This is a genomic window from Flavobacterium sp. Root420, assembly GCF_001427905.1.
Taxonomy (GTDB): domain Bacteria; phylum Bacteroidota; class Bacteroidia; order Flavobacteriales; family Flavobacteriaceae; genus Flavobacterium.
Genome location: NZ_LMEF01000012.1, coordinates 170,955 through 183,872, shown reverse-complemented (window position 1 = coordinate 183,872; position 12,918 = coordinate 170,955). Strand labels below are relative to the sequence as shown.

Annotated in this window: 9 protein-coding genes; 7 read left to right on the top strand and 2 right to left on the bottom strand. The window is 34.7% G+C overall.

From position 1 onward, the window contains the following. Positions 1-25 precede the first annotated feature (25 nt). The 6 genes from ASC72_RS08505 (at position 26) to ASC72_RS08480 (ending at position 9,085) form a co-directional block, all read left to right on the top strand. On the top strand, positions 26-2,800 hold the full coding sequence (locus ASC72_RS08505) for a 2-oxoglutarate dehydrogenase E1 component (RefSeq protein ID WP_056189708.1): 2,775 nt from the start codon (positions 26-28) through the stop codon (positions 2,798-2,800). A 78-nt stretch (positions 2,801-2,878) separates the two neighbouring features. Next, positions 2,879-4,114, top strand: a complete 1,236-nt coding sequence (gene odhB, locus ASC72_RS08500; RefSeq protein WP_056189705.1) for a 2-oxoglutarate dehydrogenase complex dihydrolipoyllysine-residue succinyltransferase — start codon at positions 2,879-2,881, stop codon at positions 4,112-4,114. Between the two features lie 217 nt (positions 4,115-4,331). Then, the gene (locus tag ASC72_RS08495; protein WP_056189702.1) at positions 4,332-6,815 is read left to right on the top strand and encodes a TonB-dependent receptor; all 2,484 of its coding nucleotides are present in this window, start codon (positions 4,332-4,334) and stop codon (positions 6,813-6,815) included. A gap of 59 nt (positions 6,816-6,874) precedes the next feature. Continuing rightward, positions 6,875-7,207: a hypothetical protein gene (locus ASC72_RS08490; protein WP_056189699.1), complete on the top strand. Its 333-nt coding sequence runs from the start codon at positions 6,875-6,877 to the stop codon at positions 7,205-7,207. A gap of 13 nt (positions 7,208-7,220) precedes the next feature. Beyond that, positions 7,221-7,523, top strand: coding sequence for a hypothetical protein (locus tag ASC72_RS08485; protein WP_056189696.1), 303 nt, complete (start codon positions 7,221-7,223; stop codon positions 7,521-7,523). Between the two features lie 2 nt (positions 7,524-7,525). Next, positions 7,526-9,085, top strand: a complete 1,560-nt coding sequence (locus ASC72_RS08480) for a PepSY domain-containing protein (RefSeq protein ID WP_056189691.1) — start codon at positions 7,526-7,528, stop codon at positions 9,083-9,085. Between the two features lie 327 nt (positions 9,086-9,412). On the opposite strand, the gene ASC72_RS08475 is transcribed toward ASC72_RS08480, so the two are convergent. Together ASC72_RS08475 and ASC72_RS08470 are read right to left on the bottom strand one after the other, a co-directional pair. Beyond that, positions 9,413-9,760: a toxin-antitoxin system YwqK family antitoxin gene (locus tag ASC72_RS08475; protein WP_056189688.1), complete on the bottom strand. Its 348-nt coding sequence runs from the start codon at positions 9,758-9,760 to the stop codon at positions 9,413-9,415. Positions 9,761-9,969: 209 nt separating this feature from the next. Then, entirely contained in the window at positions 9,970-10,968 is a 999-nt protein-coding gene (locus tag ASC72_RS08470; protein WP_056189684.1) for a TlpA disulfide reductase family protein, read from the bottom strand. Between the two features lie 158 nt (positions 10,969-11,126). Between ASC72_RS08470 and aspS the strand changes: the two genes are divergently transcribed. Next, positions 11,127-12,878: an aspartate--tRNA ligase gene (gene aspS / locus ASC72_RS08465; protein ID WP_056189681.1), complete on the top strand. Its 1,752-nt coding sequence runs from the start codon at positions 11,127-11,129 to the stop codon at positions 12,876-12,878. Positions 12,879-12,918: the final 40 nt, after the last annotated feature.

The following is a 12,918-nucleotide window of genomic DNA, read 5'->3' as shown; positions in this document are numbered from 1 at the left end:
AACAAAAAGTATATTCACTAATATTATGGATAGGTTTTCATTTTTAAATGCAGCGCATACAGAGTTTTTCGCACAATTATACGATCAATATTTAGTTAACCCAGACAGCGTTGAGCCTAGCTGGAGAAGTTTTTTTCAAGGTTTTGACTTTGGAATGACCACTTATAATGACGAAAATCCGGTTCAACAGATTGTTGAATATGTGACTAGCGACAACACAGATTACAGCAAAGTTTCAGAAAAACTTCAAAAAGAATTCAATGTTCTAAAATTAATCGATGGTTACCGTACGCGCGGGCATTTGTTCACAAAAACAAATCCGGTTCGTGATCGCAGAACATCATCCCCAACTTTAGATATTGAAAATTTCGGATTAACAACTGCCGATCTTTCAACAGTTTTTGATGCAGCTCAAACAATTGGAGTTGGACCATCTACTTTACAGGATATTGTAACCCGTCTTAAATCGATCTACTGCCAGCATATTGGAATTGAATATATGTACATCAGAAATCCTGGTGTTGTTAAATGGATTCAGGACAAATTAGCAGTTAATGTTAACCAGCCTAATTTTTCTTCAGAAGAAAAGAAAACAATCTTAACTAAATTAAACGAAGCAGTTTCTTTCGAGAACTTCTTACATACTAAATATGTTGGTCAAAAACGTTTTTCACTGGAAGGTGGAGAATCTATAATCCCTGCTTTGGATGCTTTGATTGAACAAGCTGCTGAAAAAGGTGTTGAACAATTCGTAATGGGAATGGCTCACCGTGGTCGTTTGAACGTTTTGGCAAACATCTTCGGAAAATCAACTCAGGATATTTTTGGTGAGTTTGATGGTAAAGATTACGATCAGGAATATTTTGATGGTGACGTAAAATACCACTTAGGCCTTACTGCCGACAAAAAAACAAGATCAGGAAAAAGCATCAACATCAATTTGGCACCAAACCCTTCACACTTAGAAACGGTTGGAGCTGTAATTGAAGGAATCACAAGAGCAAAACAAGATAAATATTATGCTGACGATTTCTCTAAAGTATTACCTATCGCCGTTCACGGTGATGCTGCAATTGCAGGACAGGGTATCTTGTATGAAATCATTCAGATGGCGCAACTTGACGGTTACAAAACCGGAGGTACAATCCATATTGTAATCAACAACCAGGTTGGTTTTACCACCAATTATTTAGACGCTCGTTCTTCTACTTATTGTACTGACGTTGCCAAAGTAACGCTTTCACCAGTATTACACGTAAATGCTGATGATGCCGAAGCTGTTGTACACGCTGTATCTTTTGCATTAGACTACAGAATGCAATTTGGACGTGACGTATTTATCGATTTATTAGGATACAGAAAATACGGTCATAACGAAGGTGACGAACCTCGTTTTACACAACCCGTTTTATATAAAATCATCGCAAAACATAAAAATCCAAGAGATATTTATGCTGAGAAATTATTGTCTGACGGCGTAATTGATGCTTTATATGTAAATGCCTTAGAAAAAGAATACAAATCTGATCTGGAACAGAATTTAGAGGCTTCCCGTAAAAAAGATTTAACTATCATAACACCATTCATGAAAAATGAATGGGATGGATTTGTTCAGGTAACTGATACACAAATGCTTCAAAAAGTTGATACTGCTTTTGATAAAAAAGGATTGGATTCTATCATCAATACCATCTCAACTTTACCATCAGACAAAAAGTTCATCAACAAAATAACTAAAATTGTTACCGATAGAAAAGCAGGATACGACAATAATACTATCGACTGGGGAACAGCTGAAGCATTAGCTTATGGTTCTCTTTTAACAGAGGGATTTGATGTTCGTATTTCTGGTCAGGACGTAGAGCGTGGTACATTCTCTCACCGTCATGCTGTAGTTAAAGTTGAAGATTCTGAAGAAGAAGTAATTTTATTGGATGCTATCGAAAACAAAAAAGGAAAGTTCGGCGTATTCAATTCTCTTTTATCTGAGTACGGAGTTCTTGGTTTTGATTACGGATATGCATTGGCAAATCCAAAAGCATTGACTATTTGGGAAGCACAATTTGGAGATTTCTCTAATGGAGCTCAAATTATGATTGACCAATATATTTCATGTGGTGAAGATAAATGGAACAACCAAAACGGTATTGTTTTATTATTGCCTCACGGATATGAAGGACAAGGTGCTGAACACTCTTCTGCAAGAATGGAGCGTTACTTACAACTTTGTGCAAGACAAAATATGTACGTTGCTGATTGTACAACGCCAGCCAACTTCTTCCACTTGTTGAGAAGACAAATGAAAACAAATTTCCGTAAACCTTTGGTAGTGTTCTCTCCAAAAAGTTTATTGCGTGACCCAAGATGCGTTTCTACAGTTGAAGAATTAGCAAAAGGAAGTTTTCAGGAAACAATTGACGATAATACAGTAGATAAAAAAGCAGTAAAAACATTAGTTTTTGTTACTGGTAAATTCTACTATGACATTGTTGCTGAAAGAGAAAACAACGGAAGAAATGATGTTGCAGTTGTTCGTATCGAGCAATTATTCCCATTACCAGTAGAACAATTAAAAGCAATCATTGCACAATATCCAAATGCTGATGATTATGTTTGGGCACAGGAAGAACCTAAAAACATGGGAGCTTACAGCTTCATGTTAATGAACTTTGATCTTGTAAAATGGAGATTAGCTTCATTAAAAGCTTACGCTGCTCCGGCATCAGGAAGTTATACAAGAGCCAAACGTCGTCATGCAGATGCGATTAGAATGGTTTTCGATAAAAATTTATTCAGATAAAAAGAATGTTTCAAGTTTAAAATTTCACGTTTAATAATCTGAAATTTTAAACCATAAAAACCTTAAACAAAAACAAAGATGATTTTAGAAATGAAAGTCCCATCACCAGGGGAATCAATAAAAGAAGTTGAAATTGCAACTTGGTTAGTAAAAGACGGAGATTATGTAGAAAAAGATCAAGCTATTGCTGAAGTTGATTCAGATAAAGCAACTCTTGAATTACCGGCAGAAATGAGCGGAATTATTACGCTAAAAGCTGAAGAAGGTGATGCAGTTGCTGTAGGAGCTGTAGTTTGTTTAATTGATACCGATGGTGTAAAACCAGCAGGAGATGCTCCGGCAGCTGAAGCGCCAAAAGCTGAGGCTCCTAAGGCTGAAGTAAAAGCTGAAGCACCAAAAGCAGCACCGGCACAAGCGCCAGCAGCTACAAATTATGCAGCAGGAACTCCATCTCCGGCAGCAAGAAAAATATTAGACGAAAAAAATATAGCACCAACAACAGTTTCAGGAACTGGTAAAGGTGGAAGAATTACGAAAGATGATGCTGTAAATGCAGTACCTTCTATGGGAACTCCAACTGGAGGAAGCCGTGGAACTGAGCGTACTAAATTATCAATGTTACGTCGTAAAGTAGCTGAGAGATTGGTTGCTGCCAAAAACGAAACAGCAATGTTAACTACTTTTAACGAAGTTAACATGACGCCAATCAACCAAATTCGTAATGAATACAAAGATGCTTTCAAAGCGAAACATGGTGGATTAGGATTAGGTTTCATGTCTTTCTTTACAAAAGCCGTAACAAGAGCTTTACAATTATATCCTGATGTTAACTCAATGATGGATGGTGACTACAAAATCGCTTATGATTTTGCTGATATCTCTATTGCGGTTTCAGGACCAAAAGGTTTAATGGTTCCTGTTGTTCGTAATGCTGAACTTTTAACTTTCCGTGGAATTGAAGCTGAAATCAAAAGATTGGCTTTAAGAGCTCGTGATGGTCAAATTACTGTTGACGATATGACAGGGGGAACTTTCACTATTACTAATGGTGGAGTTTTTGGAAGTATGTTGAGTACTCCAATCATCAACCCTCCTCAATCAGGAATTTTAGGAATGCACAACATTATCGAGCGTCCAATCGCTGTAAACGGTAAAGTTGAAATTCACCCAATGATGTACGTTGCACTTTCTTATGACCACAGAATTATCGACGGACGTGAGTCAGTTGGTTTCTTGGTTGCTGTAAAAGAAGCTTTAGAAAATCCAGTAGAATTATTGATGAATGGCGATGCTAAACGTGCTTTAGAATTGTAATTGTAAGTAATTTTCTCAATATAAAAAGCCTGTTCAAATAAATGAACAGGCTTTTTTTTGCTTAATATTAGCTTAAGACTTGCTTAAGATGTTAATTTTTTAAGGAAATATAAATTTAACCCTTTGAAAAATGTTTTATTTAGAATAAATAAAAATAGCTTGTTTAGTTGACGTTCAAAACTTAAATTTGCGCTATTAAAATCAATTCTAAATAATAATGAGATATAAATTTACAATTTCTTTTTTAAGTTTTTGCTTCTTTCTAGTAGCAGGTACTTCAACTTGGGCGCAAGAAAAAGCAACTATTAAGGGGCAAATTAGCTTAGCTAACAATCAGGCAGCAGATAACGTTTCAATAGTTTTAAAAGGAACAAAAATAGGAACTAATACGGATGACAATGGTAATTACGAAATCAAAAACGTAAAACCAGGAAACTATGTTCTTAGAGTTTCTGCAGTTGGTTATTCTTCTAAAGAAAAAAGCCTTACACTTAATAGCGGGGATGAAATTATTGAAAACTTTACAATCATTTCGAACTCTGAACAATTAGACGAAATTGTAGTAAGCGGTGGTGCCAAAAAAAATCCATTAGCCCGTAAAGAAACACAACAAGTATCAAGATTACCGCTTAAAAATCTTGAAAACCCACAAGTTTATACCACAATCACAAGTGAACTTTTAAAAGAACAAGTTGTAACTAATATTGACGATGCACTTAAAAATGCTCCGGGATTGTCTCCTCTTTGGGCTTCTACAGGACGTGGAGGTGACGGTGCAGGTTATTTCTCTTTAAGAGGATTTGCTGTACAGCCAACTATGATCAACGGATTGCCAGGGTTAACAAACGGAAGTATAGATCCTGCCAATATTGATAAAATTGAAGTAATCAAAGGGCCATCAGGAACTTTATTTGGAAGCAGTTTAATTTCGTATGGAGGTTTAATCAACTTAACAACTAAAAAACCTTATGACCATTTTGGTGGATTAGTAGATTACACAGCAGGAAGTTATGGTTTAAACCGTGTTACTGTTGATGTAAATACTCCATTAGACGAAGAGCACAAAATCAATGTTCGTGTTAATTCAGCTTATCATACAGAAAACAGTTTTCAGGATGCAGGATTCAAAAAATCATTCTTTTTTGCTCCTTCTTTATCTTACCAGGTTAATGACAAACTTTCGTTTTTCATCAATACCGAATTCATGAACAACAAAGCTACAAATCCAACAATGTTATTCTTAGACAGAGGTGCTGAATTGAGAGTTCACAATATTGACGAATTAGGTTATGACAACAAACGTTCTTATACAAGTAATGAATTGGCAATTGAAACTCCTTCATTTAACCTTCAGGGGCAAATGAACTATAAGTTTTCTGATCAATGGAGTTCACAAACTGTAGTTTCAAGAGGTTCATCAAAATCTGAAGGATACTACTCTTATATTTATGAAGGAACTCAATTTGCACCAGATGAAATTTCAGAAGGTATTGTTTTAGCACGTTACATGAATTACCAAAACTCTACAACTTTAACAACTGACATTCAACAAAATTTTATTGGCGACTTTGTGATCGGAAACATGAGAAACCGAATTGTTGCCGGTTTAGATTACTTCAATAGAGGGGCTATTGACAATGGATCAGGGTATGTAACAAATGGGACTATTTATATTGGAAATCTTGATTTGAAAACAGTAAACGAAAACCTTTATAAAATTACCGACCCAACGAAATACATCACAAATGGTGATAACGGAAAATTGACAAAAGCTGGTTCTGATGCCCTTTTAGCTTCAGCTCCAATGAACAATAACAAAACAAAGCAAGAAGTTTACAGTGCTTATGTATCTAACGTAATCAATTTTACTCCTGCCTTATCTGCAATGGCAAGTGTACGTGTTGACCGTTTTATGACTGAAGGTGATGTTACTACAAATACAGATGACTATAATCAAACTTCTTTCTCTCCTAAATTTGGCGTGGTTTACCAACCAATTTTAGACAAAGTTTCGGTTTTTGCTAACTACATGGATGGTTTTGCTAACACAGCTCCAGTAAATGATGTTTTACCTGACGGAACTTCTCAGCCTAGAACATTCTCTCCAGAGCATGCAAATCAGTTTGAAGTTGGAACAAAATTGAATGTTTTTCAAGACAAACTTTATGCTACATTCAGCTATTATGATATTAAAGTAACAGATCAGGTTTATACAGTTTATACTGCAACAACTCAAACCTCTTATCAAAACGGCGGACAAAGAAACAAAGGTTTCGAAGCTGAAATCGTAGCTAACCCAATTAATGGTTTAAACATTGTTGCCGGATACAGCTATAATGATGCCCTTCTAACTGCTGGCGATCCGGATTTCGTAGGACACAGACCAGAAAGTGCAGGACCGCAAAACACAGCAAACCTTTGGGCAAGCTATAAATTCTTAGAAGGTGATTTACAAGGTTTTGGTTTAGGTTTTGGAGGAAATTATGCTGATAAGAATAAAATCATGAACAGAACTGTAACAGGTCAATTTACATTGCCATCTTACACTGTTTTAAATTCATCTATTTTCTACGGAACTGAAAAGTATGTTTTGACTCTTAAACTTGATAATATTGCAAACGTTGATACTTATGATGGTTGGTCTACAATCCACCCAAAAAACATGAGAAGCGTATCTGCGAATTTTTCATACAAATTCTAATAAAACAAACAAAACACCTTTCTGTTAATCCAAAAAGGTGTTTTTAAATTTTTAAAATTATGATAACAATAGCTAGTCTTATCGTTTTTTTAGCTTTTTATACTTTGTATTATACATCAAAAAGAGCTGCTTTGTCGTATGATTTAGGTTTTGAAAAATGGATGAAAAACAATCCAAAGCAAACCAAAATTACCGGATTATTACTCCTTGCTACAGCTTATGCAATGTGGCTTATTACACAATCATTATGTTGCGGAACTTTAATGTTCTTTATTCAGTTAATGACCATTGGAAGTTTAATTATCATCCTTACACCATTAAAAAAAGTAAATATCAAAATACTTTTGGCTGTTTTGATAATTGCTGCTCTATTAGAATTTTATTATCACTAACCTAAACCAACCAATGCCGGCAAATCCAAAATATTTAACCCAATCAAAATGGCAACGCTTTGCCAAAATTACTGCTGCCATTCTGGGTGGCTATTTTGTTTCAGTCACTTTTCATCTGGCTCTTGCTTCCTGGTTTAACAGGGCAAATATCCTGATGACAATGGCTTTTACGGGTTTCATTCTTTGGGTTGCTTTAATGGTAGTTGCCTTTCTGGCAAAAAGCGGATGGAAAATTTGGGGTATCTATATCCTTCTAAGTTTAGTTTTTTCTCTTTTCATTTATCTGGGTCAAACCTATAATCCAATGCCACAATAACCATGAGCAACCGTAATTATAATATCTATTTTCATACACATACTGTTAGCGGAATCGTTATTAGCGTTGTGCTTTTTGTAATTTTCTTTGCAGGATCTTTTTCTTTTTTTAGAGATGAAATCATCAATTGGGAAAGAAATGAATCCACAGCCATTACAAAAGAAATTCAATTAGATTACAATACAGCTTTGCAAAAGCTGGACAAACAATATGTATTACACGGCAGAAATATTACTTTTTCTAAACCAGGTAACGAACGTAGAGTTGCTGTTTATATGGAAGGTACCAAAGACACATTGGCTCCGGCCAAACAAAAAGATGGTTCCTTTTTTTATCTGGATACTAAAAACTTCAAAACTTTTACTTACGAAGAATCTTATTCTTTAGGTGAGTTTTTATACCGATTACATTTTCTGGCACAGGTACCCTATCCCGTAGGTTATTATCTTTCAGGGTTTGTCGCTTTATTTTTCTTGTTTGCAATTGTTACCGGTGTTTTATTACACTGGAAAAAAATCGTTTCTAATTTTTATGTTTTCCGTCCAAAGGAAAAATTAAAAACATTGTGGACAGATGCGCATACCGCTTTAGGAATGATTGGTCTTCCTTTTCAATTTGTGTATGCAGTTACCGGCGCTTTTTTTATGATTAAACTGCTTATTGTAGCACCTGCCGTGATGGCATTGTATAAAGGGGATCAGGACAAATTATACAAAGAGTTAGAATACAAAGATCCTGATTATAAATTTGAAAATAAAAAATTAGTAAATCCTTTTGATATCGATAAACTGGTTGCAAAAGCAAAAAGTAATTGGTCAGATTTTGAAATTACACGTGTTTTCATCCAAAATTATGGCGATGCCAACATGCATGTTTTAGTTGAAGGTGAAATGCCAGACCACAAAAAATTCACCGGAATAGGAAAAGTAATTTACCGAATTGCTGATGGAAAAGAAATTGCAAGGAAAAACCCTGTTACTCAAAACAACTATTTAGATGTCGTAAAAAATGTTTTATACAAAATACATTTTGGAGATTATGGCGGGTACACTTTAAAAATTATTAGCTTTATTTTAGGAATTATTACTTGTTTCGTGATTATTTCAGGAGTCATGATTTGGTTGGTGGCAAGACAAAAAAACAATATGCCGGAAAAGAAAAGACGTTTCAACGCAGCTGTTGTTCGTATTTATTTGGCTATTTGCTTAAGTATGTATCCAATTACAGCATTAGCCTTTATCGTTACAAAAATATTTTATCCGCTGACTCAGGAAAATCTTTATACTGTTTATTTTGTTGGATGGCTGATCCTTACGGTCTTTTTTATCCTTAAAAAGAACGATGCTTTCACCAATAAATTTTGTCTGATTTCCGGAAGTATTTTAGGTTTCTTAATTCCGATTACAAACGGAATCATTTCCGGAAATTGGTTCTGGACTTCGTTTATGCAAAATAAAATTCAGGTTTTCTTTATTGATGTTTTCTGGATTGTTCTGGCCTCAATCTCATTTTATGTTGCCTATCATTTAAAACCGAAAAAAGAGGCTATTGCCGAAAAATAATGGAAATCGATTTACTTTTTGTTCGAGGGAAATAGTACAATACATTCTAAGTAATCGCGCAAAGCCGCGAAGTCGCAAAGTTCTTGTGTTCTTTGCGACTTCGCGGCTTTGCGTGAAATAGCATCATAACGTTCCAATATATAATCTCTTTATTTGAAAAGAAACAAAATATTTGCCTCTTGCTTTTATAGTAAGTTTAATAGCAGCGGCATTACTAGTAACGGGTTTTGTAATTTGGTATGGAAGAAGAAAGAAAAAGCGTAAAAAACTGAAGGCATAAAAAAACCGCTTAGAAAAGCGGTTCTTTAAAGTATCTTCGAAATTACCTTAGTTTCTATTGGCTAAAGCATTTTTCTGTAAGTTTTTAACTGAGCTAACTTTGCTATTTTCATAAGCAACTTCGCATAGGCTGTTTTCATTAAAGAAAATCCATTTTCCAGTTTTCAATCCGTCTGTGTATTCTCCCACGGCAACTTTGTTTCCTTTGTTATCATAAGATACCCAAACGCCATCCAGTTTACCATCCTTAAAGAAACCTTCTTGTTGTACTTTACCATTTTCAAAGTAATAAGTAGCTTTTACTTTATTTCCAACAGCTTCTAATTCTGGTTTTACCTCTTGTGCAACTAAAATTCCAGAGAACATCATTGCAACTAAAATCACACATTTTTTCATATCTTTAGGTATTAATGTTATCAAATTGTTATCAAATATAGTTAATTGTTTACATTAAACAAACTTTTAGTTAACAATTTGGTAACATTGAATAAAAACTTAACATTGGAAGTCAGCCGGATACAAAAAAACCAATGCTGAAGCATTGGTTTTACTGGGATTTTATAAAAAATATAAAATTACGATATCGTTATAATTTCATACAGAAATTAGTTCAATAATGCATCTAACTGTGTCTGAAGGTCTGGAGAAGAAGGTCTTGCCGCATCAGCACTTACAATATTACCTTTAGGATCAATTAGAATAAATCTAGGAATTCCGGTTACATTATAACTAGTTACAAAAGCAGATTTCCATTCATTATCAGACAAAAGCTGAATTCCTCCCAGCTGTTTATCTGCCACAAACTTTTGCCATTTGTCGTGGTCTTTTGGAGTATCCACAGAAACACTTACAAACTCTATATTTTTTCCATGATATTTTTCTTCAATTTTTTGAAGATATGGAATCTCAGCTCTGCAAGGTCCACACCAGGTGGCCCACAGATCAATGTAAACATATTTTCCTTTTAAATCAGAAAGCTTAGTTTTTCCACCTTTATGATTCTCATAATCAAAATCAGCTGATGGCGTGTTATTCATTTTTGCCATTTCCACCGCTTTTTGACGAAGTTGTGAGATATAAGCAATTGCATCAGCTCCATTTTCAGTTTCGATCTTTACAAACTCTGGATCTAATTTCTTATTACTCAATCGACCCGCATCAGCTGCTCTTTTAGCATCTATTAATTTATTAAAAGTCTCATCATTTACATTTGCGATACTATTATCATAAAGTTTCTCATCAGCCAAAATTCGCTGCGCCAAAATATTATTTTCTAAACTTCCCTTACCAGTATATACAATAGACTCGTCAAACTGTTTTGCATCCATCTTTAATTTGATGTCATACCCATTCTTCAGAAATAATTCAGTAGTTTCTACTCCATCTGACAAACGGCTTCTTCCGCCATCAACCATTAAAGTATCCTTAAAAATACCTTTTTGATTAACGTTAATTGTTTTTACAATTTTTCCATTATTGATAATCTTAATAACATCACCGTTTCTATTCGCAATATTTGCTTCAAAAGTGACATATTTTTTAGATTGTCCAACAACATTTAATGTGCTGAAAAGAACCAAACCGGCAATAAAAAGTTTCTTCATATATAGTAAGATTTGTTTTTAGTTATTCAAATCTAAAGAAATAACAACTTCAAATTTTATCAATTAACAAAATATTTCAAATTAATAGTCATCTAGTTGCGCACTTTTCATAATTAATTTGATTTTTGTGTTTACTTTTGCAGTCTAAAATTTTGATCATGTATAGAAGTCATAATTGTGGCGAATTAAACGCCTCAAATATTAATACGGAAGTTACACTAGCGGGTTGGGTTCAAAAATCACGCGATAAAGGATTTATGAATTGGGTTGATTTACGTGACCGTTACGGAATTACACAACTTATTTTCGACGAAAGTCGTACTGATAAAACTGTTTTTGAATTGGCAAAAACACTTGGTCGTGAATTTGTAATTCAGGTAAAAGGAACTGTTATTGAGCGTGAAGCCAAAAACAAAAATATTCCGACTGGTGATATCGAAATTTTAGTTTCTGAATTGAATATTTTAAACGCAGCCTTAACACCTCCTTTTACAATCGAGGATGAAACAGATGGTGGAGAAGATATCAGAATGAAATACCGTTATTTAGACATCAGAAGAAATCCTGTAAAAAACAGTTTATTATTCCGTCATAAAGTAGCGATGGAAGTTCGTAAGTATTTATCTGATTTAGATTTCTGCGAAGTTGAAACTCCTTATTTAATTAAATCAACTCCGGAAGGAGCAAGAGATTTCGTTGTACCAAGCCGCATGAACGAAGGACAGTTTTATGCTTTACCACAATCTCCGCAAACTTTCAAACAATTGTTGATGGTTGGTGGAATGGATAAATATTTCCAAATCGTGAAATGTTTCCGTGATGAAGATTTACGTGCAGACCGTCAGCCTGAGTTTACACAAATCGACTGCGAAATGGCATTTGTGGAGCAAGAAGATATTTTGAATGTTTTTGAAGGATTGACAAGACATTTATTAAAAGAAATTAAAGGCATTGAAGTAGACAAATTCCCAAGAATTACCTACGAATATGCTATGAAAACATACGGAAATGACAAACCGGACATTCGTTTTGGAATGGAGTTTGGTGAGTTAAACGAATTTGCACAACATAAAGATTTTCCGGTATTCAATGCTGCAGAATTGGTAGTAGGAATTGCAGTTCCGGGAACTGGAAATTATACTCGTAAAGAAATTGACGGGTTAATTGACTGGGTAAAACGCCCTCAGGTTGGAGCATCAGGAATGGTGTATGCAAAATGTAATGACGATGGAACTTTCAAATCATCTGTAGATAAATTCTACGATCAGGATGATTTAGGACAATGGGCAAAAATTACAGGTGCAAAACCTGGCGATATGATTTTTGTACTTTCAGGACCAACAAATAAAACACGAGCGCAACTTTCAGCACTTCGTATGGAATTGGCAACTCGTTTAGGATTGCGTAATCCGGAAGAGTTTGCTCCATTATGGGTTGTAGATTTCCCATTATTAGAGTTAGATGAAGAAAGCGGACGTTACCATGCCATGCACCACCCATTTACATCTCCAAAACCAGAAGACATGCAATTATTGGAAACTGAACCTGGAAAAGTTCGTGCCAATGCTTATGATATGGTACTAAACGGAAATGAAATTGGAGGGGGATCAATTCGTATTCACGATAAATCAACGCAACAATTAATGTTCAAATATTTAGGATTTACTGAAGAAGAAGCAAAAGCACAATTCGGTTTCTTAATGGATGCTTTTCAATTTGGAGCGCCACCACACGGAGGATTGGCTTTTGGGTTGGATAGACTTGTTGCTATTTTAGGAGGCCAGGAAACGATTAGAGATTTTATTGCTTTCCCAAAAAACAATTCTGGTCGTGATGTTATGATTGATGCGCCTGCAACAATTGATGATGCTCAACTAAAAGAATTACACATTAAAGTTGATATAGCATAAATTCTTAGAATTTTTTAAATATAAAACTGCAATTATTTTT